This is a genomic window from Pantoea sp. PvP021, assembly GCF_054056055.1.
In genome coordinates, this window is the sequence record NZ_JBSRXX010000007.1 from 101,117 (window position 1) to 128,101 (window position 26,985).

The window sequence follows — 26,985 nt, forward strand, 5'->3', positions numbered from 1 at the left end:
GGATTGAGGAGGAGGAATTGCAGCACGATACGACGCGGCAAACCTTTGTCTGGCCGCCAGTGCGCCGTTTCGTGCGGGCTATCACAGATTACTTCACGGCCCCTTCGGTGACGCCGCTGATGAACTTGCGCTGGAAAATCAGGAACACCACGATCAGCGGCATAATCACAATCATCGCGCCCGCCATCAGCACCGGAATGTCGATGGTGTTTTTGTTCTGGAAAAACATCATGCCAATTGGCAGTGTGCGTAACTCATCCTTGTTGACCAGAATCAGCGGGATCAGGAACTCATTCCAGGTCCAGATAAACAGCAGCAGCCCCAGCGTTGAGAGGGTCGGCCAGATAGCGGGCACCAGAATGCCCCACAGAATTTTGACCCGCGATGCCCCATCCATTACCGCCGCTTCCACCAGTTCTTTCGGCACCTGCTGGAAAGCACTGGCGATCATCAGCGTGGTAAAGGGCAGCGACAGGGCGATTTGCGGCAGGATCAGCGCCAGATAGGTGTTGGTCAGCCCCATCCAGCGCAGCTCGTGATAGAGCGGAATGATAAAGGCTTCACTCGGCAATACCATCCCCAGCGCCAGCATCGCTCCGATGACTTTTTTACCAGGGATTTTCAGCCACGCGAAACCGAACCCGGCCAGAATGCCCAGCAGCACGCTGAACAGCACCACCGGAATCACCACCAGCACCGAGTTGAGGAAGTAGACGTTGAAGTGTCCCTGTTGCCACGCGGTCAGGTAGTTTTTGAAATTCAGCGAGGCGGGCAGCGTGAAGACCCCCTGAAACAGCTCCATCTGGGTTTTGAACGACGTCATCAGCGCCATCAGGAACGGCAGAATCGTCATCAGCGCCACGATCCAGATCAGCGCGCGTGAAATCACCGGCGTGCTTCGCATCAGTAACGCTCCTTTAAGGCCAGATGGATCAGATAGTTAATCCCTAAAACAATGACCATGCTGAACACCGCTACCGACGAGGCGTAGCCAAAGTAGTGCAGATCAAAGCCCTGCTTATACATAAAGATGTTGGTCACCATGGTGGAGGTGCCCGGGCCGCCCTGCGTCATCACATAGACCAGGTCAAAGGCTTTCAGGCTGGCGATCACCGTCAGCAGCAGGGCAATCCGCAGCTCGGGTCGCAGGCCTGGCAGCGTAATGCGCATAAACTTCTGGCGACGCGACGAGCCATCGAGATCGGCCGCTTCCAGCAGTGACGGATCCATGCGCTGCAGGCCCGCCATAAACAGCACCAGACAGAAACCGAAGAAGTACCAGGTGGCGACCAGACCCACGGCGGGCAGCGCCCAGGTAAAATCACCCAGCCAGGAGAGCGCCAGCTGGGGCAATCCGATTGCGCGTAATATCTGGTCGATCGGACCAAACGCCGGGTTATAGAGCCAGCGCCACACCACGCCCAGCACCGCCATCGGCATGATGTAGGGCAGGAAAAAGAGAATGCGCAGCACGCTGCGTTCGCTGTTGTTGCGCGTGTCATACAGAAAGCTGCAGAGCAGCAGGCCGACGCCAATCGGCAACAGGGTATAGAACAGCATCAGGATGGCGTTATTGCCCAGCGCAATCCAGAACACCGGATCGCTGAACATCCGCAGATAGTTGCTGACGCCGCTAAACACCGGCAGCGAGGTGCCGTCCCATTCGGTAAAACTGATGCCCAGCGAGGCCAGTAGCGGGAACAGCAGAAACACCGCATAGACCAGCACCGCAGGCAGAACATAGAGAAAATTACGCCAGCCACTTAAATTCAACATAACTCTACTCGTGGTTCAGAACGAGGCTCAGGCCCGGCTGTTCGCCGGGCCTCCGGCTTAATGCTTCAGTGTTTTCAGGTAACGCTGATAGTTGTTATCAAAATTAACTACCATCTGATCGGGTGTCTGACGGCCCGCCAGCAGCAGCTGAACGTTCTGATTCAGCTCGGCGTTCATGGTGGGTGTCGCCCAGTCCACGTAGTGGCCTAAACCGTCGTAATCATTGAGTGTCAGCCAGACCTGATACGCCTCGGCCAGCAGCGGATTGTCCGCTGGCATTTTCGCCGCTTTGTTGGTGCTGGCAGGCAGGAAGCCCACCTTCAGCCAGCGGTTCGCCATGGCATCAGAGACCATATAGTTGATGAACTTCGCCGCACCTTCCTGCTGGTCTTTGCCTTTGGCAGTGCTGGTGATGGAGAACGCCAGATCGGTACCGCCCACCATCAGCGGTTGCTTCACGCCTTCACCGGCAGGCATCGCGGCAAAGTGAATATCTTTGTTGTCTTTAAACTGGCCGAGATACCAGGTGCCGCTGACCAGGAACGCAGCCTGGCCGTTCTGGAACAGCGTCGCCGCATCGTCGTGACCGATGCCCTGGAAGCCAGGGAAGAAGTACCCTTTGTCGGTCCAGCTCTTCATCATAGAGGCGGCATTGACCAGCTTGCTGTCTTTGAAGGTGCCGCCCACATCGTAAATCAGATTATCCAGCGTCTTGCGGTCGTGGCTCTCAATCTGCGCCTGCCACAGGGTGCTGAGCAGCTGCTGGCCCATGTTGCCATCCAGCAGACCGAGCATCATCGGTGCGGTGCCCTGCTGCTTCAGTTTCGCCATCGCGCTTTCCAGCTCAGCCAGCGTTTTCGGCACGGCAATACCTGCTTTATCCAGCAGCGCTTTGTTGTAATAGAGCCCGACCATCTCGCCCAGGCTGGCGACGCCATAGAGTTTGCCGCTGCCAAACTCGCCGCTGTCTGACCAGCGGTTACGTTTCAGAATCGAGTCCGGGAAGCGTGTGGTCCAGCCGTTGCTGGCGGCGTAGCTGTCGAGCGGCAGCAGCAGCTTATCTTTAACCAGCGAGCCCATATCGCCGCCGCCCTGGTTGACCTGAGCGATCTGCGGGCCATCACCGGCGGTCAGCGCCAGCTTCAGGGGAATACGGGTATCTTCAAAGGAGTGAACCGAGCGGTTAATCACAATGCCGGGATTCTGCTGGGAAAACTCTTTAATCCCTTCATCTACCGCGGCAGTCTGCTCCGGGTAGTTGTAGATATCCCACTCATTCAGGGTAACGGCGGCGTGGGCGGCATGCGAGACGCTGCCCGCCAGCAGGCCCGCTGCCAGCAGCCGACCCACATTGCGAATTCGGAACGAACGAACGGAGGAAACAGACATTATGCTCACCTTCTTCAGACCAGGATCGGCATCCTTTCATCTCACCGCCTGACATCCTGCAGGCTGCAGCCGCACACAAACGCACTCACTCATACTTACTTTAATAAAAAAATAAAGTCAAACAGCCTGCGCGGGGAATTGCAACGCTGTGAGCACGCGCAAATAAACAGCGACATGGCGTGAAATTCAGCACACTGCGCTGGCATTTACGCGATTAACCGTGGCGGTGCGTCGCCAGCTACTTTTTCTGCAGCAGGAGATGCCAGTGCAATCATTGCAAAATAACATCCTGATAAAACATACGAAAATCCTATCACGCTCACACTTTTCCCCTTTCACTGGCCGTGAATCTGCTGCCAGCCGCCACGATCCGGGCGTGTTGGCGATCACAGTTGTGCATCCCGATGCCGGTAAACATTGCCGAAGCGCCCGTGTTAGTGAGATAAGGTAATTATTCTATCTTGAAAACTAAGTCCACTTTCATTAACGTAACTTTTATCTGCGGATCTGTTCAATCCCTGACCGATTCACTCACTCACGAGAATTCACCATGGCGAATCAAGGTGTCATTCGTCCGGCCACCCCGGCGGACTACCCGGCGCTCTACCGCATCTGCCTGGAAACAGCCGATGCAGGTGGCGATGCCCGCGCGCTCTATTCCGATCCTGACTATCCCGGCCAGCGTTTTGCTGTGCCTTATGCGCGTTTCGCGCCTGACTTTGCTTTTGTGCTGGAGCGGGACGGTGAGGTGCAGGGTTATGTGGTCGCCGCGCCCGATACCCGCGCGTTTGAAGCGCAGCTACAGGCCGAATGGTGGCCGCAGCTGCAGGAGAAATATCGTGATCGCAGCGCCAGCGCGCCGCTCGACAGCAAAGTGCTCGACGCAATACGCCATCCTGACCAGGCCGCTGACACGCTGGTGACGCAGTGGCCCGCTCATCTGCATATCAACCTGCTGCCCCCGGCACAGAAAGGCGGCTGGGGTCGCCGGATGATTGAGCATGAGCTGGCGGCGCTGCGCGCTGCCGGTGTCAGCGGTGTCCATCTTGGCGTCAGCCTGCAGAATGAGCAGGTCTGTGCCTTTTATCAGCGCATGGGGTTCACCCCAATCCTGCGCAGCAATGCCATCTACATGGGCCAGTTACTCTGAGTGAGGTAGCCGATGACCAGCCTGCGCTTGCAGAATGTGAAGAAGTCTTATGAACACGTTAATGTCATTCATGGCATCGATCTGACGATCAACAGCGGCGAATTTGTGGTGTTTGTCGGGCCATCCGGCTGCGGCAAATCGACGCTGCTGCGGATGATCGCCGGGCTGGAGGAGATCAGCAGCGGTCAGTTGCTGATTGAGGAGCAGGACATGACGCAGCAGCCCGCCACCGAGCGCGGCATTGCTATGGTGTTTCAGTCTTATGCGCTCTACCCCAACATGACGGTGCGCGGCAACCTGGCCTATCCGCTGGAGGTAATGAAGAAGTCTAAGGCGGAGATCAATGAGGCGATTGCCCGGACGGCCGCCCGCCTGCATCTCACCGAACTGCTCGACCGCCTGCCGCGCGCGCTCTCTGGCGGACAGCGGCAGCGCGTGGCGATTGGCCGGGCAATTATCCGTCATCCGCGTATCTTCCTGTTCGATGAGCCGCTCTCTAACCTCGATGCCGAGCTGCGTTTGCAGATGCGGATTGAGATTGCGCGGCTGCACGCCTCGCTCGGCAACACCATGATTTATGTCACCCACGATCAACTGGAAGCGATGACGCTGGCTGACCGCATCGTCGTGCTGCGTCAGGGCCGCATTGAGCAGGTCGGCGCACCGCTGACGCTCTATCACGACCCGGATAACCTGTTTGTCGCCGGTTTTATCGGCTCGCCAAAAATGAACTTCCTGCGGGCGGAAATCAGCGCCACGGGCGAGGGTGAAGTGCAGCTGCGGGTGCCGGAACTGAAGATTGAGGGGCTGGTGCTGAAAATCGCCGCCGACTGCCGCGAGGGGCAAACCGTGACGCTGGGAATTCGTCCCGAGCATTTTCAGCCTGCCGCGCAGACGCCGGAGGCATTGCGCTTTCACGGCGAGCTGGCCTATGGCGAAATGCTGGGCCACACCAACTATCTCTACCTGGATATCGGGCGTGAAGAGATGCTGGTGGTGGAAGAGCGCGAAGCAACCACGCGCGATCTGGGAACCCAGGTTGAACTGGGCTTTTCTGCCGCGCACTGCCTGCTGTTTGATGAGCAGGGAATGCGCCTGCGCTAAGGGAAGCGCGGAAACAAAAACGGGCGCCGCGGCGCCCGTTTTTATTCGAGGGATAACTCAGGTGACCGGCTCTTCATCGGCCTGCGCCGCCAGCAGATCAAGCAGCCGGTTGACAGCAAAACCCGCCGCGCCCAGCGCCCACATGCGGTTCGACTCAGTCAGGAACTGCAGCGGCGTCATGTGCGGCGTCAGTTTAAGCCGGTAGGCCTGGAAGCTCTGGGTGATGTGATCGAGCAGAATGCGTGACGCCATGTGCGGCTCCATCGCCAGATAAACCACATCCGGATCGTAAGCCACCGACAGGTTCGCCAGTGAAATTCCCAGCTCGCGTCCTGCCTCTTCCAGCACCGCCAGCACCTCGGGTGTTGGCCGCTGATCCAGCGCCTGCAACGTGAGGCCTTCCACCGGTTCCTGCTCAGCAAGCCGTTGCAGAATGGCGCGCGATGAGGCGACATCTTCCAGCAGACGCAGTGAGCCGTCGCCCACCAGCCCGTTGCCAATCTCCCCCGCCTTGCCGTGACGACCGCGGTAGAGCTGACGATTCAGGATGATGCCCGCCCCGATCCCTTTGCCGTAGGTGGCGATCACCGCCGACTGCGCGTTGCCGAGCTGACCAAACACCAGCGCCGCCATTGCCATGGCGTTGGCGTCATTCTCGATAAACACCGGCAGCGAAAAACGCTCTTCCAGCAGGCGCGCAATCGGGACGTTGTCCCAGTCGAGCACTTTGGATCGGATACAGTAGCCGTTTTCGGCATCGACCAGTCCCGACAGGGCCAGGCCAATGGCGCCCACCCGCTTCTCCTCAACGCCGCGCAGGAATTTCGCCAGCGCATCGCCGAGCTGGCGCGGCGTCAGCGTGCCTTTCGGCATCTGCTGCTCGCCCAGCAGATTGCCGCTGAGATCGGTCATGACGATCAGGTTGCGTTCCGCATTGAGCTGAATGCCAATCACGCTGGCGCGATCGGGATTGAGCCCAAGCAGCGTTTTTGGCCGCCCCATCGACACGCGACGCAGCCCCAGCTCCTGCACGATTTCCTGCGCCAGCAGGCGATTAGTCGCCTGCGACACGGTCGACATGCTCAGTCCGCTACGAACTTTCAGGTCTGACTGGCTGATCGGCGCATTTTCAACAATCAACCGCAGAATGCGCGCGGTTACGTTGGGAGCGGTCATAAATTCCTCGGGTTATCCGGCTGAGGATGCTCAGCCAGCTTCAGATCGGTAATCGGGCAGGCGTCAGCTGCTGCGCCAGTATCAGCGCCCCGCTCAGGGCATCGCCCTGCGGCGTCACCAGCAGGGTCTGAATATCGTCATCCAGCCAGCGCTGAATCGGCGTGGCCAGTCCCCCCATCAGCGCCACGGGTCCGCTGCTCAGGGCAGTCAGACGGCGGACCATCAGGCCGATATCGGCTGCGGTCTGATGCAGCAGATCCTGTGCATGACCATCGCCCGCGTCGGCGGCCGCAAAAATCTGTGGCACCACGCGAGCCCAGTCTGCAGGCGTCGCTGAGCGCGTCCAGAGCAGCATGGTTTCCGGGCCGTGGTCGAACTGCGCCATCAGCTGCCGGGTAAGAGCGCTCGGGGTAATAATCGCTTCATGGGCCAGCAGCGCCAGCCGCAGCGCACGACGGCCCAGCTCAGCGCCCGATCCCTGGTCAGACAAGGCAAAGCCCCAGCCGCCAAGCAGCGTAAACTGTTCGCCATCCCACGCGGCTCCCTGACTGCCGGTGCCGATAATAAAGACGGCGCCAGGTGCGCCGCCATGGGCGCCCGCACAGGCGATCTCCACATCGCTGACCACCTGTAACGCCGCGCAGGCAGGTTGCCAGCTGGCGAGCCGCGCCTGTACCGAGGTGACGTTCGCACCGGCTAATCCGGCCACCAGCGCGGTTTGCGTCAGCGCCTCCGGGGCTAATCCCGCCTGTGACAATACCCGTTCGATCAGCTGCCCGACGCAGGTCAGTGCCGCGTCATAGTCTGACCAGACGTTGGCAGGCCCGCCGGTGGCTTCAGCCAGGATGCGACCCTGCAGGTCGGTTAACCGCGCGCGACACTGTGTACCGCCGCCATCAATGCCCAGAAGATAGTGTGGTTGCACGCGCTTCCTTCCCTGATTAAGGGTTATAGCCATAATGAGCGAACGATAGGATAAAAAAACTTAAATCGCAATAACAAATAAATATAGCAAAATCATATCTGAATTTTCTTCTTATTTTACACCATCATAACAAAAAGCCCCTCGCAAAACGCGCAGTGCGTTATTGACATTAGTTTTTCTGTCGTAATAAGTTGGTGGTCAGATTATCAACAGGCGCGCCCGATCACAGGCGGGCTATGCATCATGCGATTTCAGGAGCAGGGGTTTAACATGAAAGTAGGCATTATCGGTCTCGGCTTTCGACTGTCCCACGTGATCAAAGAGTTCAGCAAAGCCGACGACGCCTTTTCGGTAGTGGGTTATTACGATCCGGCACCCGCCGGACTGCCTAATCTGCACAGCTTTGGTATCGCGCCCGGCCAGGCCTTTGCGTCAATCGATGCTCTGCTGGAACATGGCGGAATGGATGTCGTGCTGGTTGGCTCTCCCAACTTTCTGCATCTGGAGCATGTGGGTCAGGCGCTGGCAGCGGGTTACACGGTGTTTACCGAAAAGCCGGTGGTGATCAATGAAGAGCAGACCATGGAGATGGCGAAGCTGGTACGTCAGTATGGCGAAGCGCGCATTCTGGTCGGCCTGGTACTGCGCTATTCCCCGCTCTATCACGATCTGCTGGCGGCACGCGATGCGGGTCAGTTGGGTGAGATCACCTCGATTGAGGCGACAGAACATATCAAGCCTTATCACGGCGCATTCTTTCAGCGCGACTGGCGCCGTCTGGAGAAATATGCCGGTCCGTACATTCTGGAAAAATGCTGTCACGACATCGATCTCTATCAGGGGCTGTTGCAGGAGCGCCCGATCCGCGTCGCCAGCTTTGGTGGCCGGAAATCCTTTACTCCCGCTCATGCGCCGCAGGGAGCTATCACCGCTGACTCAGAACTTTATCACGTGAAGCCCAGCGGCTGGTCGAGCACCGATGCGGTGTTCGACAGCGATGCCGATATTGTCGACTACCAGACTGCCCTGATTGAGTACGAAGGCGGCGCGACGCTGGCCTTCCACGCCAATCTGAATGTGCCGGATGAGTTCCGCCGTTTCTGTGTCATGGGCACCGACGGCATGGCGGAAGGCGACTTCGTGCGCAACTACTTCCGCGTACACAACGCGCGCAGCGGCGAGAAAGAGGTCGATACCGCCTACAGCGGCAATGCGTATGATGGCCATTACGGCGCAGATGCGTTGATGGCTGAAGAGATCGTTAAACATATTAAACAGGGAACACCGCTGAAAGTTTCAGTAGTGGACGCGCTGGAAGCGGGCCTCACGGCAATTAAAATCGATGAGGCTCGTAAAACCCGCAGCGTAGTGGACATGCGTGAAAGCTGGCTAACATTTGACGCCAACCTGGGAAAAACCGGGGCCTGATGGCCCCAGCCTGCGGGTCGGCCTCCCCCTCTGACCCCAGGATTTTAATGGCAGTATGACTGGTAACTTCCTGTACTGGCCTTCGGGCCAGTGACAATATTGAGGTTGAGCTGGCTCGGGAAACCGTTGCCAGCGACAACTCAACCGCCCCCTCTCCAGCCCTCTTCTCCGAAGGCGTATTTGATTAAGCTGAAGGCAGCTCTTAATGAAGGTTTTTTTCATTCCGGGCGCAGACCGAGGGGCGCTGGCAGTGAAGATACTCATACAGCAGCAGCATTCCTACCGGGTTATCCTCCAGATTTTCGAAATCAACGTGAGTTTTTTCCAGAAGATATTTTCTCAGGGCGCTAACCGGGATGTTTTTATGGGAAGCCAGCGCCCGGCACAGCTGCGCCACGATCTCGCACTTTACTGAATACGGCACATCAGGATTATAAATTTCCGGAATGGAGTGAGTCTGATTCATAACGGTACCCTCTATAAGCGCTTAAGCTGACTGAGGAGGCCACAGGCCTGCCGATGAGAGATAAGTTATAGCAAGGAACGCGTTTTCGTGTAAATCAGGAACGTTTTGAAAGGCGTCACGGAGCTTTGCGTTCGTCCGGTTTGCGTTTCAGTCAGAGGCAACTTACATACTCACAGCGAATGGATGGCGCTTTTGCGTTTTTGCGCAAGGCTCATGCTCCCTGAACCTGCACACAATTCTACAACCGCATCTGCCTTACCAGCATCGGTTGTTCAAACCGGATCCACCTCATTCTCCAGCTTCTGACGCCGTCGCAGATGCGGAAACAACTTCATCCACAGCGCCACCACCACCAGCGTACCGATGCCGCCAATCGCCGCCGCCGGTGCCGCACCCATCCAGGCCGCCAGCAACCCCGACTCAAACTCGCCCAGCTGATTCGACGTATTAATGAAAATCGCGTTAACCGCATTCACCCGACCGCGCATGGTATCCGGCGTATCCAGCTGCACCAGCGCACCCCGGATCACCATACTCACCATATCAAAGCCACCCAATGCACAGAGCGCCACCAGCGACAGCCATAACTGCGTGGAAAGCGCGAACACCAGCGTCGCAACGCCAAAGCCCGCCACCGAGCCAAACATAATCATCCCGACATGCTTCTCCAGCTTGTGACGGCTCAGCCAGATGCCCACCAGCAATGCTCCCACCGACGGCGCGCCGCGCAACATCCCCAACCCCCACGGTCCGGTATGCAGAATATCTTTGGCAAAAATCGGCAGCAGCGCCGTTGCCCCGCCCAAAAGCACCGCAAACAGATCGAGCGAAATTACCCCAAGCACATCTTTGCGCTCACGGATAAAGTGAATCCCGGCAAAAAGATTCTTCATATTCATCGGCAGACGAGCCTGCACCGGGCGTTCATAACGCAACAGACTCACCAGCGCCAGCGAAACCAGATAAAATAGCCCGGAAGCGCCATACACCACATGCGGCCCGGCGACATAAAGCAGCCCGCCAATCGTCGGCCCAACGATAACCGCTGCCTGACCGCCCACGGAGTTCATCGCCATCGCACGCGCCAGAATTGAAGGCGGCACCAGCGACGGCAGCATCGAAGACATCGCAGGCCACTCCAGCGCTTTCGCCACCGCAATCATAAACACCAGCCCCCACAACGCGGTCTTATCGGGGGTATGGAATAAGGTAAGCACCACTAATGCCAGCAGTGCGGCAAATTCCACCAACTGACCCAACAGCACGATCCGCCGCCGGTCATATTGATCCGCCAGATGACCCGCTGGCAGCGCCAGCAACACCGACGGCAGAAACTGCATTAAGCCAATCATCCCTAACGCCATTGCGCTGTTGGTCAGCGCATAGATCTGCCAGCTGATTGCGACCGAGAACATCTGAAAACCAAATGATGAGCAGGTACGCGCCACCCAGAAGGCGACAAATGTCCGATGTCGCCACAGCGACTCTTCCGCTGCCGATGCCATAAATCCCATGTCTTATCCCAAATCAGGTGAGGAAACCCGCGTCGTTGCGCGGTGTTATTGGTGTGGTGATTGTCGGCTTCACGATAGCAGACCGGATGCGAGCAGAAGGCCTGCGGCTCCAGCTCTGCCTCCCTGCGCGATAAGCAGCGTCCCTGTCCGGCCGAGGCGCGTCAGACCCCTCATGATTATTACCAGCCTATTGGTCCCGACTATTGAATATATTCCAGCACATCATCAGACGCCAAAGGAATTATCGTTTCTTTGCTAACAGGTTTATTTACTTTCTCAGGCAACAAAAGGATGATTTGGATTAAGCATGTGATCTATATTTATTCACGCGTTTAGAAAAATGCGACTTTTTATATGCTTAATTAACAACAAATCCTTTCTATTGAATTTCATAGAGATAATGAAAAACAGTTTATATAACCCTTATGTTACTGAACCAATCCATCACGTTAAGCGTAATGTCACTGGCATTTGCTATAGCGTGCCTTATCTTCAGCAAAACCAGGATAGCGGCAATATACTTAATACAAACAACATTATTTCATTACACAATCAAATTGCTACTGAAGCAGCATTAATGGTTGTGCCGGTGGAAGATATTCGATTACGGGGAATGATCGCGGTTCCGGATGCCTATACGCATTTACAAAATGCGCGTGTCCGGATTGGAATTAATTATTCCAGTCTGGCAGCACACAGTACGTCACTGCTTGAATTAACAAAGAAATTTGATTTCTGGCTTTATGATTTTGCGCCACTGGGTGCAGACTGGCGACTGCTGGAATCATTTCCTTTTTCAGGAATTGTTTTAACCGAATCTTTCTTTAATGATAATTATGAGAAGTTTACCTTTCCCTTTTTTATGGCGACGTTTCGTGAAAAAGGGGCAGAGGTAATCGTACGAAGTCATACGCCGCCCTTAACCGCTGAGCAGTTTGCTGAGATAAATATCAGCGGCTGGCAACAGCAACGCTCGGACGGCGATCTTATTAGCTGCTGATTCACAAATCCTGCCTTCCGGCGTTAAGGGCACACGGCGGTGCGCTTAACGTCCTTTAATCCCCCATAAAATGTCGTTTTATTCCAGTTGTTAAGCGGTTTAAGCCAAAAAAATCAAACCTCGATCTGATTTTGCTATAACATTTAACACAAAGGGATCGTCTGTCTTAACGGAAGAGATACTTCAGAACACCCTAATCATTTGTACTTGATAACTGGAAACAGCCTATCTGGTTGTTTTCGTGTGTTTTATGGCAACGAAACGAGGTCGATATTATGGGGAAAAACTCCTCATCTTTTGGCGTAATTCGTTTCCTGACGGTGCTGTTCGCAGTGCTGACGGGCGCGTTTATGCTGATTGGCGGTGGCTGGTTAGCCGCCATTGGTGGTTCCTGGTATTACGTTTTTGGCGGTGTGGTGATGCTTATCACCGCTTATCTGCTTTCCCGTCGTAAAAGCACTGCGCTGGTTCTTTATGCGCTGCTGCTGATCGGCACCCTAATCTGGGGTGTATGGGAAGTGGGCACCGACTTCTGGGCACTGGCACCACGCACCGATGTGCTGGTGATCTTCGGTGTCTGGCTGATCCTGCCGTTTGTTTATCGCAGCTTCAACGCGGGCAGCAAAGCCGCGCTGGGTACCATGGCTGTGGCGCTGATTGCCAGTGCCATTGTGCTGGCCTATGCGGTATTCAACGATCCGCAGGTCATCAACGGGTCAGTACCAGAAACCGCTGACAACGCCCCGCAGGCTGCGCCGCTGAGCAACATCCCGGACGCTGACTGGCCCGCTTATGCGCGTGATCAGCAGGGAACCCGTTTCTCTCCGCTGAAGCAGATTAATCATCAGAACGTGAAAGAGTTGCAGGTTGCCTGGCAGTTCCAGACTGGCGACATGAAAACCCCTAACGATCCGGGTGAAATTACCGACGAAGTCACGCCGATTAAAATCCGCGACACGCTTTATCTCTGTTCGCCACACCAGATCCTGTTTGCACTGGATGCGGCCACCGGTAAGCAGAAGTGGAAATTTGATCCGGGCATGAAGGTCAACCCGACCTTCCAGCACGTGACCTGTCGCGGTGTTTCTTACCACGAAGTGCCGGCAGCCGCCGATGCAGCGAACACTCAGCCTGCGCTGTGTTCACGTCGTATCTATCTGCCGGTCAACGATGGTCGTCTGTTTGCACTGGACGCAGAGACCGGCGAACGCTGCCCGGCATTTGGCGTCAACGGCGAGCTGGATCTGCAACACAAACAGCCTGTCACCACTGCGGGTCAGTATGAGCCGACCTCACCGCCGGTGATTACTAACACCACCATCGTGATGGCGGGTGCGGTTACCGATAACTACTCAACCCGCGAGCCGTCAGGCGTGATTCGTGGCTTTGATGTGAATACCGGCAAACTGCTGTGGGTGTTTGATCCAGGCGCAAAAGATCCTAATGCCATTCCGGCTGATGAACACACCTTCACCATGAACTCTCCGAACTCATGGGCACCGGCAGTTTACGATCCGAAACTGGATACCGTTTACCTGCCGATGGGCGTGAGCACACCGGATATCTGGGGCGGTAACCGCACACCAGAGCAGGAGCGTTATGCGAGCAGCGTGCTGGCCCTGAACGCCACCACCGGTAAGCTGGTCTGGTCTTATCAGACTGTGCATCACGATCTGTGGGATATGGACCTGCCGTCGCAGCCTACGCTGGCTGACATCACCGACAAAGATGGCAACACCGTACCGGTTGTCTACGCGCCAGCGAAAACCGGCAACATCTTTGTACTGGATCGCCGTACCGGCAAGCCAGTCGTGCCTGCGCCAGAAACGCCAGTGCCACAGGGTGCTGCTAAAGGCGATCACGTTGCCGCCACTCAGCCCTACTCTGAGCTGACCTTCCGTCCGAAACAGAATCTCACGGACAAGGATATGTGGGGCGCAACGATGTTTGACCAGCTGGTGTGCCGCGTGATCTTCAAGCGCCTGCGCTATGAAGGTCCGTTCACCCCGCCATCTGAGCAGGGTACGCTGGTGTTCCCGGGTAACCTCGGTATGTTCGAATGGGGCGGCATCGCAGTCGATCCTCATCGTCAGATCGCGATTGCTAACCCAATGGCGCTGCCGTTTGTCTCTAAGCTGATTCCACGTGGCCCAGGCAACCCGATTGAGCCGCCGAAAGGCGCTGAAGGTGGTTCAGGTACCGAAACCGGTATTCAGCCTCAGTATGGCGTGCCGTATGGCGTCGAGCTGAACCCGTTCCTGTCACCGTTTGGTCTGCCATGCAAACAGCCTGCCTGGGGTTACATCTCCGCGGTGGATCTGAAGACCAACAACGTGGTGTGGAAACAGCGTATCGGTACCGTTCGCGATAGCGCACCGGTTCCGCTGCCGTTCAAAATGGGTATGCCGATGCTGGGTGGTCCTATCACCACCGCAGGTAAGGTGTTCTTCATTGGTGCGACTGCAGATAACTACCTGCGTGCTTTCAGCACTGATACCGGCGAACTGTTATGGCAGGCACGTCTGCCAGCAGGCGGCCAGGCGACACCAATGACCTATGAAGTGGATGGCAAGCAGTACGTTGTCATCGCGGCAGGGGGTCACGGCTCGTTTGGTACCAGGCTGGGCGATTATGTCATTGCCTACGCGCTGCCAGACCAGAAGTAATTCACGCAGCTGTGAATAAACTAAGGCGGACTCCGGTCCGCCTTTTTTGATCGCGCTACTTTTTCATCCCACGCCAGTTGAGCCAGGCGCAAAACAGCATCACCACGCAGGTTGCCAGAAACACCGGCCGCATCCCGAATGCACCGCCCACCAGCCCACCGAACAGCGGCCCGCTGACCTGGCCGATATATTGTGCCGATGTCGAATATCCCAGCATCCGCCCAACCTGTGAGCCCGGCACGTTATGACGAATAATCGCCGTGATGCACGGCATCAACCCGCCCAGCGCCATCCCCATCAGAAAACGCAGCAGCACCAGTTGCCAGGCCGCCGTGATAAATGCCTGGGGTATCAGCAGCAGCCCGCTAACGACTAAACCGCCGGTCAGCACCCGCCAGTGCCCTACCCGATCGGCCAGCCGACCCAGTCGTGGTGCCGCCAGGACCGTGCCCAGCGCCGCCGCGGACATCACCAGTCCGGCTATCAGGGTGATCTGGTGGTCGCCCTGCACAAACTCGCCCACGTAAAGCGTAATAATCGGCTCAATCGACATGCTGGCGAAGATCAGCAACATGCCAGAGAGCCACATCAGCCGTATCAGGCTGTGATTAACCGGCCCGGCTTCAGGATGCGGTTGCTGGCTGGCGCGCGATGTCGCGGGAGCACGTGGCTGCTCTTTGAGTAAAAAGGTAGTGGCGAGGAAGGCGAGAAAAATCACGGCGCCGGTCAGCCAGAAAGTCTGACGAATCCCGATCAGTGGCGGTAGCACACCGCCCAGCAGCGGTCCGACCACGTTGCCGGCCATAATGCCGGAAGACAACACCCCCAGCGCCCAGCCAGTCTGCGCTTTCGGCGTTTGTGCCGCCACCAGAATGGTCGATCCCGATGCGTAGCCGCCCAGCAGCCCCGCCAGCAGGCGCAGCGCCACCAGTTGCCACGGCGCGGTCGCCATGCCAATCAGCGACATCGCAATCGCCATCCCGAGACTGGCCCGAATCAGCATCAGCTTACGACCATAGCGGTCAGCCAGCCTGCCCCACAACGGCGCAGTCAGTGCGGCGCTGAAAAAGGTCGCGCCGTAGGCAAGGCCGGACCAGCGGGCGATAGCGGCAGGCTGCTCAACGCCGAGTTGCTGCACATAGAGCGGCAGGAACGGCAGCAGCAGCGTCATCGCCACGATAGTGGTAAAGGAGCCGACGACGCAGACCCCTAAGTTACGTCGCCAGTGCTGAAACTCTGCAGTTTCGGGTGACTGTTGCATGATGATATCCGGTGAGTGAACAGGGATACAGGCTAACCGGCGTAGCGGAGTAACAACAGTCGCGGCGGGATAGTTACTCTGTGGCGCTGATTGTTGTCAGCAGGCAACAATCAGCCTGTATTCAGCGCCGCAACCAGGGCATCGCACAGCAGCGTTACGGGCGACGCCGGTTCAGGCGTGTCGTGCAGCAGCAGATAACTTTGCAGACGATCCATCTGCCACTCCGGCAGCAGTTGCTGAATATCCCCGCGCGCCATCGCCTCCTGGGCCATGTAGGAGGGCAGATAGGCGATGCCGCTCCCTGCCAGTGCCGCATTGAGCAGCGCCATACTGTTATTGGCGCGAAAACGGCTGCGTACATCCAGTGCCAGCCGCTGTTTATCACGGCGGAACGGCAGTGCGGCGGTGTGCGCCGGACCATGAAACAGCAGCAGGTCGTGCCGTGGCAGCATCTCAGGATGCGTGATGGCGGGTCGCTGCGCCAGGTAGGCAGGCGCGGCATAGAGCCCCCACTCGATTTCGCTCAGTACCCGAAAATTGCCCTGCTGTGGCGATCGGGATCGGATCACAATCGCCAGATCCGCCTGATCATCCAGCCGATCGTGACTGCGATCGGTCAGATCAAGATCGACATTGATATGCAGATGCCGACGCAGAAAGCGATTAAGAACAGGGACTACGCACTGGCAGCCGAACGTGACGGGTGCCTGCAGCCTGACATGGCCGGCGGGCTGCTGATGCACCTGCTGTACAAAGGCTTCGGCGCGCTGCACTTCGGCCAGCATCCGCACACAGTAGGGATAGTACGCCTGGCCCAGCTCGGTCAGCGCCAGCCGCCGGGTGGTGCGTTGCAGCAGCCGGATACCGAGCCGCAGCTCCAGACGGGCGATCTCCCGGCTGACATGGGATTTGGACAAGCCGAGTGCGCGTGCCGCCTCACTGAAACTCTGTAATTCCACAACCCGTGCAAATACCAACATGGCGGTTAAATTCGCGCCGTTTTCCATGTTTCCCGACTCCGACAGTAAAGGGATGCTGGCAACAAACTAACACGTTCGGGCGGGGTCACTGTGGCTGATGGGTAAAAAAAGGCGAGGCGAAGAACAAGTGGAGAGAAGCGCAAAGCGCGGGCCGACCTTCCCGTCCGCAGGCTGTGACGGGAAGGTCTTATCAGGCATCAGCTGGCCATCGCCAGAGGGAATAGCAGCCGATCCGGCTCGACGCGACGCTGACGGCGCAACTGGCCAGGCGTCACCATAAAGTAGTTTTTAAACGTGCGGGTATAGGCCTGCTGGGTATCAAAGCCATAGTTCATCGCCACCTGCAGTATCGCTTCGTTGCTGCTCAGCAACGTGAGCGCAGACTCGGTTAAACGGCGCTGACGGATATATTCTGCCAGTGAAAAGCCGGTATGCTGGCGAAACAGCCGTTGCAGATGCCAGCGCGAATAGCCCGAGCGGCGCGCCACCTCATCCAGATGCAGATCGTGTCCTAAGTTGTTCTCAATCCAGTCCAGCAAACTCCGAATAAACTCGCGCTGATTCATGGTTCCTCCTGTTGATGCTGATGTGCAGTGGAGCCACTCTACCCGCTAAAATTTATCCCTTAATTAGCAGAAAATTAGCGCAGAATTAGCAACGGCTGAAACGGAAGCGGGATCGCGCGGCCAGCGGGGCTTTAGTGTGAAGTATGACGGCAGAAGTCCGCCAAAATAATCCGTGCTGTGGCAAGGCGGCAAATGCGCGAGTCCCCAGTCACTGACATCAGTCAGTGACTGGGGTGAGCAAAAGCAGCCAACGCCGCCACAGCGCGAAGTATGACGGCGGATAATTCTGGCCTAACAATTGGTGAGTAAACTCCCCTCATCTTTCTGAAGGAGATCAGCCATGCGCGTGTTACTGGTTGAAGATGATGAAATGATCGGCGCGAACCTGCAGCAGGCATTGGAGGGGGCGGGCTGGTCGGTGGACTGGGTGCGTGATGGCATCTATGCCCAGAATGCCTGGAGCGAAGGCGGCTACAGCTGCGTGCTGCTCGATCTCGGCTTACCGCGCGATGATGGCCTGCAGGTACTGCGCCGGGCGCGCGGGCGTGGCGACGCCACGCCGGTGCTGATTCTTACCGCACGCGACACGGTGGCGCAGCGGATTCAGGGACTCGACAGCGGCGCTGACGACTACCTGCTTAAACCGTTCGATTTACAGGAAGTCATGGCCCGGATGCGCGCGATTACCCGACGCAGCCACGGCGCAGCAGACTCAGTGCTGGGCAGCGGCGATGTGCAGCTGGATATGATGACCCGCGAAGTGCTCTACAAAGGACAGCGCGAGCAGCTTACGGCGCGCGAATATGCCCTGCTCTACGCCCTGCTGGAGCGGCCAGGCGCTATTCTGTCGCGCGAGCAGCTGGAAAATCGCATCTATGGCTGGGGCGATGAAGTCAGCAGCAACGCGGTGGATGTCCTGATCCACGGGATGCGCCGCAAGCTGGATAACGACGTGATCCGCAACGTGCGCGGGCTGGGCTGGCGGGTACCGGCAATATGAAACCCTTCACCTTTATGCGTTCATTACGCAACAAATTACTCTCTACGCTGCTGATTATTCATCTGCTGATGATCGGCGGCGTCACCTGGTATTTCTTCAGCTGCTACGGCGATATGGTCGGCACCATGAAGGACGATCAGCTGGCAAAAATCGCTGATGCCTGGTCCACTAATAAACAGATGCCCGCCCTGATGCCGATGCTTATTGCGCCTGACAAGGCGAAGAGCGCCTTTGTGGTGCAACTGTGGGACGATCGGGGTCAGTTACGGGCCAGCTCATGGCCGGAGCTGCAGGCTCCGCTGCAAAATCAACGGGGCTATCGCGACGTGCATGTGGGTCAGTGCGACGACTGCGAATGGCGCATCTATACCCGGCCCGGCTTACCTGGCAGCGAGATAAAAACTATCCAGGTGATGCACAACCTCAGCTACATGAAGGCATTGATGGTCAAGCGGGCGCTGTCAGCGATCATTCCGTTGATCCTGATGATGCCGCTTTCACTGCTGGTGATCTGGCTGGTGGTGCGCAAGATCACCCGGGATCTGCAGGTCGCTTCGCGTCAGATTGCCGCGCAGGAGACGCATCATCCGCACAATGTCTCACCCGAAGGCTTGCCGGATGAGATCCTGCCGCTGGTGGCCGCCTACAACTCGCTGCTGAGTAAGCTGCGTGAGGCCTGGTCGTCGCAGCGTCAGTTCCTGGAAGATGCGGCGCATGAGCTGCGCACGCCGGTAACGGCGGTGACCTTGCAGCTGGAAAATCTGCGTCAGCACATCCAGCCAGGCGAAGCGAGCCGACAGTTCAGCCAGCTGGAAGCGGGCGTCACACGCACCCGTCATCTGGTCACGCAGTTACTCAATGTCTCGCGTCAGGATGACCAGAGCGTGGTCGCCAGCGTCGAGCATATCGAACTGGACGATCTGCTGAAAGAGAGCATTGAGCAGCTGATGGTAGTGGCAGATAAACGCGGCATCGATATCGGCTTTAATGGCTCCACGCAGTATCGTCTGCAGGCCAGCCGTTCCGAGCTGCGCAGCCTGTTCGACAATCTGATTGGTAACGCCATGTTGCACACGCCGGAGGGCAGCCTGGTCGATGTGCTGCTGCATCGGGTCGCAGGTAAAACAGTGGTCGATATTGTCGATAACGGGCCAGGCATGCCGGAATCCTTTATCGAACGCGCGTTTGACCGTTTTACCCGTTCGCCTGACGTTAAAGCCCAGGGCAGCGGACTGGGATTATCCATTGTGCGCAACGTCGCACAGAAGCATCAGATTCACGTCGCCCTTTCCAATTGCCTGACGCCACAGGGTGCCATTTGTGGTTTGCAGGTTCGCGTCACCCTTCCCTGATCCCGCCCGTTTGATCACGAACCAGACAACGTAAACGGTTGCCTGGTTCCGTTCGATCCTGGTCATTATTGTGAAGTGCATCACATTTTAGCTGAATTGTAATGCAACACTTTTTGACAAACGTGAGCAAAATCTATTTTCTATCGATCTGTTACAGGCACGCTACGCGGGCTGAAGAACTGGCTGTTATTTGCTGTGAAACCCTCATTCCCATCAAGGGACCGATTTCTCTCTGACTGCGTCTGCTGTGCGGCGGTCAAAAGCATGTGGCTGATAATAATGAAATTTAAAACGTTGATAGCAGGTGCCGTGCTGGCATGTTCATTGAGTGGCGCTGCGCAGGCCGCTGAAAGCGATCCGCAGTATGTCTCCGACTGGTGGCATCAGAGCGTTAACGTGGTAGGCAGCTACCACACCCGTTTCGGACCGCAGTTTAACAACGACGTTTATCTGGAATATGAAGCGTTTGCGAAAAAGGACTGGTTCGATTTTTATGGCTACCTCGACCTGACCAACTTCTTCGGCGCAGGCAACAGCAACGCCAACGGCATTTTTGATCACGGTTCACCGATGTTTATGGAGATTGAGCCGCGCTTCTCTATCGACAAACTGACCGGCACCAGCCTGGCGTTTGGTCCGTTCAAAGAGTGGTATTTCGCTAACAACTACATCTACGACATGGGCCGCAACAGCGATAGCCGCCAGAACACCTGGTATATGGGTCTGGGCACCGATATCGATACGCACAGCGATGTCGGCCTGTCGCTGAACGTCTACGCCAAATATCAGTGGGAAAACTACGGTGCGGCGAATGAAAACAGCTGGGATGGCTATCGCTTCAAGGTGAAATACTTTGTGCCAATCACCACGCTGTGGGGCGGTAATCTGGGCTATGTGGGCTTCACCAACTTCGACTGGGGTTCCGATCTCCGCGATAAAGGCGGTTCATCACGCACCAGCAACTCAATCGCCTCCAGTCACATTCTGTCACTGGGTTACGATCACTGGCACTTCTCTGCGGTGGCGCGTTACTTCCACAACGGCGGACAGTGGGCGGATGGTCAGGAACTGAACTTCGGCAACGGGCCGTTTGAAGTGAAATCGACTGGCTGGGGTTACTACCTGGTGGCGGGTTATAACTTCTGATTACGTGCGGCGGCCTGAATAGCGCCGCCGCGCATTAATCCGGGCAGTTGCCATTAATTAATACGGCGCCGCAAATTACGACGCCGGCTGGCCCGATTATTCCTGCGGCTTCTCGACGTTGATGCGCCATGGAATGTTGAACTTATCAATGAACATCGCGAATCCGTTCGACCAGAACGTCTCCTGCCACTCAGTTGTCACCTTACCGCCTGCCGACAGTTTCTCAAACCAGGCTTTACCCTTTTCGACATCGGTAGTTGAGAGACTGACCGCGTAACCGGCATGCTCAGACGCTGGCGGCTGATCGGTGTTGCCATCGCTCAGCATCAGCTCACCGTCACCAATACGCAGCTGGGCATGCATGATCTTTTCTGGCGGCTGCGGCGCGGCAGACTGATCGCCGACCTGCTCACCCTGATCCGGCATATCACCGAATTTCATTTTAGAGAGCAACTCTCCCCCGGTCGCCTGCAGGTAAAAGTCGATAGCCTCTTCGCAACGGCCATAGAGAAACAGATAAGGACTGACTTGCATCGTAACCTCTATATTTGTCGGGTGGATTTTTTTCAGTACCTTAACAGTGTAGACGATCGACTTTACTCGCTGATTTTACTGGCAATAACGGCGAAAGAGTTGTGCCATATAACTGCTCATTGGGGTCAGCGTCGTGTCTTTGCGCTGGATCAGATAGAAGATCGCTTTCGGCAGGGGTTCGTCGAGCGTCAGCGCCACCAGCGACCGACCCAGAATCGGGTCGTCAATGACGTCGACCGACAGAATACTGATGAAATCGCTTTGCGCGACCAGGCTGGTGCAGGCCATAAAGGTTTCACAGGTCACCACAATTTTCGGGGCCATGCCGCGCTCGCCAAACAGATCGTGCAACAAGCGGTAGTAACTGCCTTTAGGCGTTGGCATCGTCCAGTCCGCCTGCTGTAACTCCGCCAGAGAACGCGCCTTTTCCAGCGGATGGCCTTTGCGCACCACCACCTTGTACTCGCGCTCCATCATCCGCTCATACATCAGCTCCTGATCGAGATGGCTCTGATCGTAGGTATTAATGGTGAAATCGAGCGCGCCCTGGCGCAGTTCATGCACCATCGACACCAGCTGGCCTTCGACGATGCGCACCTTCACCAGCGGGTATTCGCGATGAAACTGGTTAATCACCTGCGGCATAATGGTGCGCGCCACGCTGCCACCGACGCCGATATTCACCTGACCGCCACCCAGTCCCAGCCGCTGCTGGATATCCTCTTCGGCGACCCGCAGTTCTGCCAGCACCAGGCTGGCATGCCGAAAAAAGTTATCACCGATATCGGTTAACACCACGCCCTGCTGACGGCGGATAAACAGCTTTGCCCCCAGCTCGCGCTCCAGTTCCTGAATCGCTTTGGTTAACGCCGGTTGTGACAGCCCGGAAAGACGGCTTGCCGCCCGGATACTGCCCTGTCGCGCCACGTCAACGAAGGCGCGCAGCTGATGGAGCTTGAGATTGGCAGACATAATTTTGCGATAACCGTTGTTTATCAGTCACAAGATATTCGCATCTTATGCCGGTCAATACCATTGTGTAGATTCGGAGCAATGCATAAAAAATCAACAACGAGGAGAGAGCCGATGAACCCCCTTTCAGACCACGTCAGCGCCCGGCTGCCACAGCTGCAACAGTGGCGTCGCGACTTCCATCACTATGCCGAATCGGGCTGGCTGGAGTTCCGCACCGCCACCTTCGTCGCTGAAGAGCTGCATAAGCTCGGTTATCAACTGAAGCTGGGCCGTGAGGTCATCGACGCCGACGCGCGGATGGGCTTGCCCGACGAGGCGGTGCTGAAGCAGCAGGAAGCGCGCGCGCTGCAACAGGGCGCGCTGCCGCAGTGGATCAGCCACTTCTCCGGCGGATTCTGCGGCATCGTGGCAACGCTTGAGACCGGCCTTCCTGGCCCGGTGATGGGCTTCCGCGTCGATATGGATGCCCTGGATCTCAACGAGAGCCAGGCTGACGATCATCTGCCGCAGCGTGAAGGGTTCGCTTCCTGCAACGCAGGCATGATGCACGCCTGCGGACATGACGGCCACACCACCATCGGGCTGGGTCTCGCCTCGGTGCTGATGGCGATGAAAGATCAGCTCAGCGGCACGATTAAACTGATCTTCCAGCCCGCCGAAGAGGGTGTGCGCGGCGCAAAAGCGATGGTGGCGGCGGGCGTGGTCGATGACGTTGATCGCTTCACCGCCATTCATATCGGCACCGGCGTGCCGGCAGGCGAAGTGGTGTGCGGCAGCGACAGCTTCCTCGCCACTACCAAGCTGGATGTTCACTTTACCGGCGTCGGTGCCCATGCGGGCGGTCGTCCTGAAGAGGGGCGCAATGCCCTGCTGGCCGCCGCACAGGCAACGCTGGCGCTGCATGGTTTAACCCAGCACAGCGGCGGCGTGGCACGGGTCAACGTGGGCGTGCTGCAGGCGGGAACCGGCCGCAACGTGGTAGCCGACTGCGCCCTGCTGAAAGTCGAAACCCGTGGCGTGACCAATCAGGTCAACGACGACATCTATCAGCAGGCGCTGCGGGTGATTGCCGGTGCGGCGGCGATGTATGGCGTTGAGCAGCAGGTCTCGCTGATGGGGGCCGCGCGCAGCTGTACCCCGACGCAGCCATGGGTTGATTTCATCCATCAGCAGGCGGACGCGCTCGGTATCTTCAACTCCGTGGTCGATCGTAAAGCGCAGGCGGCGGGTTCGGAAGATGCGACCTACATGATGGAACGGGTAAAGCAGCGCGGCGGTCAGGCCTCTTACGTCATTTTTGGCTGTGAGCTGGCGGCAGGTCACCACAATGCGAAATTCGACTTTGATGAGCGGGTGATGCCGGACGCCATCACGCTGCTGGCGACGCTGGCGCTGAACCAGGCGCAGTATGGGGGCTCACGATGATGGAAGACTTTATTGCCGACTATATCGCTCGTCATCAGCTTCGTTTCAGCACGCTCAGTGACGCCATCTGGGACACACCGGAGACCCGCTTTGCTGAAACCCGCTCGTCAGCCCTGCTTTCTGATGCGCTGGCAGAAGAGGGATTCAGAGTGGAACGCGGCGTGGGTGGCATCGATACAGCGTTTATCGCCAGTGCGGGCAGCGGCAAGCCGGTGATTGCCATCCTTGGCGAGTTCGATGCGCTGGCGGGCCTGAGTCAGCAGGCGGGCTGCGCCCGGCCACAACCTCTGGAAGCCAACGGCAACGGACACGGCTGCGGTCACAACCTGCTCGGCACGGCAGGTGTTGCGGCGGCCTGCGCCGTGAAAGCCTGGATGGAACAGCATCACACGGGTGGCACGGTTCGCTTTTACGGCTGCCCTGGCGAAGAAGGCGGTTCGGGCAAGACTTTTATGGTGCGCGAAGGGCTGTTTGACGACGTTGATGCCGCCGTGACCTGGCATCCGGAGGGGTTCAGCGGCATGTTCAATCTGCGCACCCTCGCCAATATTCAGGCGGCGTTCAGCTTCAAAGGGGTTGCGGCGCACGCGGCCAATTCTCCCCATCTGGGCCGAAGCGCCCTGGATGCCGTCACGCTGATGAATACCGGGGCCAACTTTCTGCGCGAGCATATTGTTCAGGAGGCACGTCTGCACTACGCCATCACCAACAGCGGCGGTGTATCGCCAAACGTGGTGCAGGCGGATGCGGAGGTGCTCTACCTGATCCGCGCCCCGGAACTGCCACAGGCGCAGGCGATTTATGAACGGGTGATCAATATCGCCAGGGGTGCAGCACTGATGACCGACACCAGGCTGACCGTACGTTTTGACAAAGCCTGCTCGGATTACGTCCCGAATCGCGCGCTGGAAGCGGTCATGGAGCGTTATTTGCATCAGTTTGGTTTGCCCGACTACAGCGACGAAGAACGCGCGTTTGCGGCTGAACTGCGTGCCACGCTCACTGATGACGATCTGCGCAATGCCCGGCTCAATGCCGCCCGAACCGGTGGTGAAGCCGGTCACGCCTGGGCTGAACAACTGGGTGACAAGCTGTTTATGGATGAGGTCGCGCCCTATGCGGTCACACGTGATCTGCTTTATGGCTCCACCGACGTCGGCGATGTCAGCTGGGTGACGCCGACTGCACAGTGTTTTGCGCCCTGTTTTACCTTCGGCACGCCGCTGCACACCTGGCAACTGGTGGCGCAGGGCCGCACCAGTATCGGGCATAAGGGGATGTTTCTGGCGGGCAAAGTGATGGCGGCCACGGTGCTAACGCTGTTAACGGATCAGCAGGCGCTGGCTGGCTGCCGGGCCGAGTTTGATCGGCTACGCGCCACGCAGCCCTATCACTGCCCGATCCCGGCGGGGATCACACCAACAAAACTGGCCGAATGAGCCAACGGCCGTGTCTCTGACGCGGACCACTATAAAAAAATATTGCAAACACTTCCCCGATTCAGCGGTGCCGGAACTGAACTCACCGCCTGTCGCACAACGCGACCGGCGTCAGGCCTTGCTACCGCCGATAAAAGGGACACAAGACGAGAACCAATACCATGGAAGCAACATCCGAGAACCGCAGTCCTGGCCGGCTCTTCAGCTGGATCGAGCGCGTGGGGAATAAAGTCCCCAACCCGTTTTTACTGTTTGTCTATCTGATCGTGGTGCTGATGGTGGCGACCGCCATTATCAGCGCGCTGGATCTGGCGGTGAAGAACCCGAGCAACGGCGAAATCGTGCGGGTGAATAACCTGCTGAGCGTCGCAGGCATTCAGTGGATCCTGCCAAATATCATCAAAAATTTCAGCAGCTTTACCCCGCTGGGATCGATTCTGGCGCTGGTGATTGGTGCCGGACTGGCGGAAAAGGTCGGCCTGCTCCAGTCGCTGATGGTGAAGATGGCGTCACGCGTCAGCCGCCGTTATGCCAGCTACATGGTGCTGTTTATCGCCTTTTTCAGCCATATCTCCTCGGATGCCGCGCTGGTAGTGATGCCGCCGCTGGGCGCACTTATCTTTCTGGCGGTGGGCCGTCATCCGGTGGCGGGCCTGCTGGCCGCCATTGCCGGTGTGGCCTCCGGCTTTACCGCCAACCTGCTGATTGTCACCACCGATGTGCTGCTCTCGGGCATCAGCACTGAAGCGGCTAAAGCGGTCAGCGACACGGTGCATGTCAGCGTCATCGATAACTGGTTCTTTATGGCCACGTCGGTGATTGTGCTGACGATTGTGGGCGCGCTGCTGACCGATAAATTTGTCGAGCCGCGACTGCCAAAGTGGCAGGGCAACGGCGAGAAGCTGGCGGCGCTGACGCCGCTTGAAAACCGCGGTCTGCGGGCTGCCGGGATCGCCGCGCTGCTGTTTATCGCCCTGATGGCGCTGCTGGTGGTGCCGGAAAATGCACCGCTGCGCAATCCCGCCACCGGCGCCATTATTCCCTCGCCTTTTATTCAGGGCATTGTGCCAATCATCATTCTGTTTTTCTTTGTGGTGGCGATTGCTTATGGCGTGGTCACCCGACAGATCCGCCGTCCGGATGATATCCCGCAGCTGCTGGTCGATCCGATGAAGGGCATGGCGGGTTTTATCGTGATGGTGTTTCCGCTGTCGCAGTTCGTGGCGTTCTTCAACTGGAGCAACATGGGCAAATTCATGGCGATCGGGCTGACTGATGTGCTGGAGAGCGCAGGCGTCAGCGGCGCGCCCGCTTTTCTCGGCCTGATGTTCCTGTCGGCGTTTCTCTGCATGTTTATCGCCAGCGGTTCAGCCATCTGGTCGATTCTGGCGCCGGTCTTTGTGCCGATGTTTATGCTGCTCGGCTTCCATCCCGCCTTTGCCCAGATGATTTTCCGCATCGCCGACTCCGCCGTGCTGCCGCTGGCACCGATGTCGCCGTTTCTGCCGCTGTTTCTCGCCTTTTTGCAGCGTTACCAGAAAGATGCGCAGCTCGGCACCTATTACGTGCTGATCTTCCCCTATCCGCTGGTGTTCTTTATCAGCTGGATAGCGCTGCTGCTGGTGTGGTATCTGCTGGGTCTGCCGATCGGGCCAGGCGTCTGGCCGAAACTGCCGTAAAGCACAGTGCCACGGATGGCAAAACCTGCAACGT

23 protein-coding genes are annotated in these 26,985 nt (G+C 57.5%); 12 read left to right on the forward strand and 11 right to left on the reverse strand.

Features of this window, described 5'->3' with window-relative positions; translation table 11 throughout:
* Window positions 1–88: 88 nt before the first annotated feature.
* The 3 genes from ACVKSX_RS17600 to ACVKSX_RS17610 are packed head-to-tail and all read right to left on the reverse strand — an operon-like array spanning window position 89 to window position 3,165.
* Window positions 89–904, reverse strand: coding sequence for a carbohydrate ABC transporter permease (locus ACVKSX_RS17600; RefSeq protein WP_010252038.1), 816 nt, complete (start codon window positions 902–904; stop codon window positions 89–91).
* Window positions 904–1,776: a carbohydrate ABC transporter permease gene (locus tag ACVKSX_RS17605; protein ID WP_010252041.1), complete on the reverse strand. Its 873-nt coding sequence runs from the start codon at window positions 1,774–1,776 to the stop codon at window positions 904–906. Before ACVKSX_RS17605 ends, ACVKSX_RS17600 begins: the two co-directional genes overlap by 1 nt.
* Before the next feature lie 57 nt (window positions 1,777–1,833).
* Entirely contained in the window at window positions 1,834–3,165 is a 1,332-nt protein-coding gene (locus tag ACVKSX_RS17610; protein ID WP_010252044.1) for an extracellular solute-binding protein, read from the reverse strand.
* Between the two features lie 550 nt (window positions 3,166–3,715).
* Between ACVKSX_RS17610 and ACVKSX_RS17615 the strand changes: the two genes are divergently transcribed.
* Window positions 3,716–4,315 carry a GNAT family N-acetyltransferase gene (locus ACVKSX_RS17615; protein ID WP_045140852.1) on the forward strand — a complete coding sequence of 200 codons (600 nt, stop codon included), beginning with the start codon at window positions 3,716–3,718 and terminating at the stop codon, window positions 4,313–4,315.
* 12 nt (window positions 4,316–4,327) lie between these two features.
* Window positions 4,328–5,419 (forward strand): ABC transporter ATP-binding protein, encoded by a 1,092-nt coding sequence (locus ACVKSX_RS17620; protein WP_010252048.1) that lies wholly within the window; start codon window positions 4,328–4,330, stop codon window positions 5,417–5,419.
* A 57-nt stretch (window positions 5,420–5,476) separates the two neighbouring features.
* Here the strand turns inward: ACVKSX_RS17620 and ACVKSX_RS17625 are convergent, their stop codons facing one another.
* Window positions 5,477–6,595, reverse strand: coding sequence for an ROK family transcriptional regulator (locus ACVKSX_RS17625; RefSeq protein ID WP_010252050.1), 1,119 nt, complete (start codon window positions 6,593–6,595; stop codon window positions 5,477–5,479).
* 40 nt (window positions 6,596–6,635) lie between these two features.
* A complete protein-coding gene (locus ACVKSX_RS17630; RefSeq protein WP_354439264.1) occupies window positions 6,636–7,520 on the reverse strand; it encodes a BadF/BadG/BcrA/BcrD ATPase family protein in 885 nt (294 codons plus the stop codon).
* 270 nt (window positions 7,521–7,790) lie between these two features.
* Here ACVKSX_RS17630 and ACVKSX_RS17635 point away from each other — a divergent pair, with 270 nt between their 5' ends.
* Both ACVKSX_RS17635 and ACVKSX_RS17640 read left to right on the forward strand, forming a co-directional pair.
* A complete protein-coding gene (locus ACVKSX_RS17635) occupies window positions 7,791–8,948 on the forward strand; it encodes a Gfo/Idh/MocA family protein (protein ID WP_010252054.1) in 1,158 nt (385 codons plus the stop codon).
* A 205-nt stretch (window positions 8,949–9,153) separates the two neighbouring features.
* A complete protein-coding gene (locus ACVKSX_RS17640) occupies window positions 9,154–9,363 on the forward strand; it encodes a hypothetical protein (protein ID WP_124889615.1) in 210 nt (69 codons plus the stop codon).
* 323 nt (window positions 9,364–9,686) lie between these two features.
* On the opposite strand, the gene ACVKSX_RS17645 is transcribed toward ACVKSX_RS17640, so the two are convergent.
* Entirely contained in the window at window positions 9,687–10,928 is a 1,242-nt protein-coding gene (locus tag ACVKSX_RS17645; protein ID WP_354439266.1) for an MFS transporter, read from the reverse strand.
* A 400-nt stretch (window positions 10,929–11,328) separates the two neighbouring features.
* Here ACVKSX_RS17645 and ACVKSX_RS17650 point away from each other — a divergent pair, with 400 nt between their 5' ends.
* Entirely contained in the window at window positions 11,329–11,928 is a 600-nt protein-coding gene (locus ACVKSX_RS17650) for a hypothetical protein (protein ID WP_064690593.1), read from the forward strand.
* A 275-nt stretch (window positions 11,929–12,203) separates the two neighbouring features.
* On the forward strand, window positions 12,204–14,594 hold the full coding sequence (locus ACVKSX_RS17655) for a glucose/quinate/shikimate family membrane-bound PQQ-dependent dehydrogenase (RefSeq protein ID WP_010252065.1): 2,391 nt from the start codon (window positions 12,204–12,206) through the stop codon (window positions 14,592–14,594).
* Between the two features lie 55 nt (window positions 14,595–14,649).
* On the opposite strand, the gene ACVKSX_RS17660 is transcribed toward ACVKSX_RS17655, so the two are convergent.
* The 3 genes from ACVKSX_RS17660 to ACVKSX_RS17670 form a co-directional block, all read right to left on the reverse strand.
* A complete protein-coding gene (locus ACVKSX_RS17660; protein ID WP_010252067.1) occupies window positions 14,650–15,855 on the reverse strand; it encodes an MFS transporter in 1,206 nt (401 codons plus the stop codon).
* 110 nt (window positions 15,856–15,965) lie between these two features.
* The gene (locus ACVKSX_RS17665) at window positions 15,966–16,862 is read right to left on the reverse strand and encodes a LysR family transcriptional regulator (protein WP_010252069.1); all 897 of its coding nucleotides are present in this window, start codon (window positions 16,860–16,862) and stop codon (window positions 15,966–15,968) included.
* A gap of 170 nt (window positions 16,863–17,032) precedes the next feature.
* Window positions 17,033–17,401 (reverse strand): helix-turn-helix domain-containing protein, encoded by a 369-nt coding sequence (locus tag ACVKSX_RS17670; RefSeq protein ID WP_009092546.1) that lies wholly within the window; start codon window positions 17,399–17,401, stop codon window positions 17,033–17,035.
* A 340-nt stretch (window positions 17,402–17,741) separates the two neighbouring features.
* Between ACVKSX_RS17670 and ACVKSX_RS17675 the strand changes: the two genes are divergently transcribed.
* From ACVKSX_RS17675 to ACVKSX_RS17685, 3 genes are all read left to right on the forward strand, one after another.
* Window positions 17,742–18,401: a response regulator gene (locus ACVKSX_RS17675; protein WP_010252086.1), complete on the forward strand. Its 660-nt coding sequence runs from the start codon at window positions 17,742–17,744 to the stop codon at window positions 18,399–18,401.
* On the forward strand, window positions 18,398–19,753 hold the full coding sequence (locus tag ACVKSX_RS17680) for a sensor histidine kinase (protein ID WP_010252088.1): 1,356 nt from the start codon (window positions 18,398–18,400) through the stop codon (window positions 19,751–19,753). The genes ACVKSX_RS17675 and ACVKSX_RS17680 overlap by 4 nt, the downstream gene beginning before the upstream one ends.
* A gap of 279 nt (window positions 19,754–20,032) precedes the next feature.
* Entirely contained in the window at window positions 20,033–20,899 is an 867-nt protein-coding gene (locus tag ACVKSX_RS17685) for a nucleoside-specific channel-forming protein Tsx (RefSeq protein ID WP_010252090.1), read from the forward strand.
* Between the two features lie 96 nt (window positions 20,900–20,995).
* Here the strand turns inward: ACVKSX_RS17685 and yjdN are convergent, their stop codons facing one another.
* Entirely contained in the window at window positions 20,996–21,433 is a 438-nt protein-coding gene (gene yjdN, locus ACVKSX_RS17690; RefSeq protein WP_010252091.1) for a VOC family metalloprotein YjdN, read from the reverse strand.
* A gap of 75 nt (window positions 21,434–21,508) precedes the next feature.
* Window positions 21,509–22,405 carry a LysR family transcriptional regulator gene (locus ACVKSX_RS17695; RefSeq protein WP_010252093.1) on the reverse strand — a complete coding sequence of 299 codons (897 nt, stop codon included), beginning with the start codon at window positions 22,403–22,405 and terminating at the stop codon, window positions 21,509–21,511.
* 114 nt (window positions 22,406–22,519) lie between these two features.
* Here ACVKSX_RS17695 and ACVKSX_RS17700 point away from each other — a divergent pair, with 114 nt between their 5' ends.
* The 3 genes from ACVKSX_RS17700 to abgT all read left to right on the forward strand — a co-directional run bounded on the left by ACVKSX_RS17700 (window position 22,520) and on the right by abgT (window position 26,951).
* On the forward strand, window positions 22,520–23,833 hold the full coding sequence (locus tag ACVKSX_RS17700) for a M20 family metallo-hydrolase (RefSeq protein WP_346554397.1): 1,314 nt from the start codon (window positions 22,520–22,522) through the stop codon (window positions 23,831–23,833).
* A complete protein-coding gene (locus tag ACVKSX_RS17705) occupies window positions 23,830–25,272 on the forward strand; it encodes a M20 family metallopeptidase (RefSeq protein WP_354439271.1) in 1,443 nt (480 codons plus the stop codon). Before ACVKSX_RS17700 ends, ACVKSX_RS17705 begins: the two co-directional genes overlap by 4 nt.
* A 161-nt stretch (window positions 25,273–25,433) precedes the next feature.
* The gene (gene abgT, locus ACVKSX_RS17710) at window positions 25,434–26,951 is read left to right on the forward strand and encodes a p-aminobenzoyl-glutamate transporter (RefSeq protein WP_010252101.1); all 1,518 of its coding nucleotides are present in this window, start codon (window positions 25,434–25,436) and stop codon (window positions 26,949–26,951) included.
* Window positions 26,952–26,985: the final 34 nt, after the last annotated feature.

Excerpts from the sequence above, each read along its gene's own strand:
- ACVKSX_RS17660 (WP_010252067.1), bottom strand. The coding sequence starts at position 15,855 with ATGCAACAGTCACCCGAAACTGCAGAGTTTCAGCACTGGCGACGTAAC.
- ACVKSX_RS17680 (WP_010252088.1), top strand. The coding sequence starts at position 18,398 with ATGAAACCCTTCACCTTTATGCGTTCATTACGCAACAAATTACTCTCT.
- abgT (WP_010252101.1), top strand. The coding sequence starts at position 25,434 with ATGGAAGCAACATCCGAGAACCGCAGTCCTGGCCGGCTCTTCAGCTGG.
- ACVKSX_RS17650 (WP_064690593.1), top strand. The coding sequence starts at position 11,329 with ATGAAAAACAGTTTATATAACCCTTATGTTACTGAACCAATCCATCAC.
- ACVKSX_RS17620 (WP_010252048.1), top strand. The coding sequence starts at position 4,328 with ATGACCAGCCTGCGCTTGCAGAATGTGAAGAAGTCTTATGAACACGTT.
- ACVKSX_RS17700 (WP_346554397.1), top strand. The coding sequence starts at position 22,520 with ATGAACCCCCTTTCAGACCACGTCAGCGCCCGGCTGCCACAGCTGCAA.
- ACVKSX_RS17685 (WP_010252090.1), top strand. The coding sequence starts at position 20,033 with ATGAAATTTAAAACGTTGATAGCAGGTGCCGTGCTGGCATGTTCATTG.
- ACVKSX_RS17675 (WP_010252086.1), top strand. The coding sequence starts at position 17,742 with ATGCGCGTGTTACTGGTTGAAGATGATGAAATGATCGGCGCGAACCTG.
- ACVKSX_RS17645 (WP_354439266.1), bottom strand. The coding sequence starts at position 10,928 with ATGGGATTTATGGCATCGGCAGCGGAAGAGTCGCTGTGGCGACATCGG.
- ACVKSX_RS17695 (WP_010252093.1), bottom strand. The coding sequence starts at position 22,405 with ATGTCTGCCAATCTCAAGCTCCATCAGCTGCGCGCCTTCGTTGACGTG.
- yjdN (WP_010252091.1), bottom strand. The coding sequence starts at position 21,433 with ATGCAAGTCAGTCCTTATCTGTTTCTCTATGGCCGTTGCGAAGAGGCT.
- ACVKSX_RS17610 (WP_010252044.1), bottom strand. The coding sequence starts at position 3,165 with ATGTCTGTTTCCTCCGTTCGTTCGTTCCGAATTCGCAATGTGGGTCGG.
- ACVKSX_RS17670 (WP_009092546.1), bottom strand. The coding sequence starts at position 17,401 with ATGAATCAGCGCGAGTTTATTCGGAGTTTGCTGGACTGGATTGAGAAC.
- ACVKSX_RS17635 (WP_010252054.1), top strand. The coding sequence starts at position 7,791 with ATGAAAGTAGGCATTATCGGTCTCGGCTTTCGACTGTCCCACGTGATC.
- ACVKSX_RS17665 (WP_010252069.1), bottom strand. The coding sequence starts at position 16,862 with ATGGAAAACGGCGCGAATTTAACCGCCATGTTGGTATTTGCACGGGTT.
- ACVKSX_RS17600 (WP_010252038.1), bottom strand. The coding sequence starts at position 904 with ATGCGAAGCACGCCGGTGATTTCACGCGCGCTGATCTGGATCGTGGCG.
- ACVKSX_RS17655 (WP_010252065.1), top strand. The coding sequence starts at position 12,204 with ATGGGGAAAAACTCCTCATCTTTTGGCGTAATTCGTTTCCTGACGGTG.
- ACVKSX_RS17605 (WP_010252041.1), bottom strand. The coding sequence starts at position 1,776 with ATGTTGAATTTAAGTGGCTGGCGTAATTTTCTCTATGTTCTGCCTGCG.
- ACVKSX_RS17640 (WP_124889615.1), top strand. The coding sequence starts at position 9,154 with ATGAAGGTTTTTTTCATTCCGGGCGCAGACCGAGGGGCGCTGGCAGTG.
- ACVKSX_RS17705 (WP_354439271.1), top strand. The coding sequence starts at position 23,830 with ATGATGGAAGACTTTATTGCCGACTATATCGCTCGTCATCAGCTTCGT.
- ACVKSX_RS17615 (WP_045140852.1), top strand. The coding sequence starts at position 3,716 with ATGGCGAATCAAGGTGTCATTCGTCCGGCCACCCCGGCGGACTACCCG.
- ACVKSX_RS17625 (WP_010252050.1), bottom strand. The coding sequence starts at position 6,595 with ATGACCGCTCCCAACGTAACCGCGCGCATTCTGCGGTTGATTGTTGAA.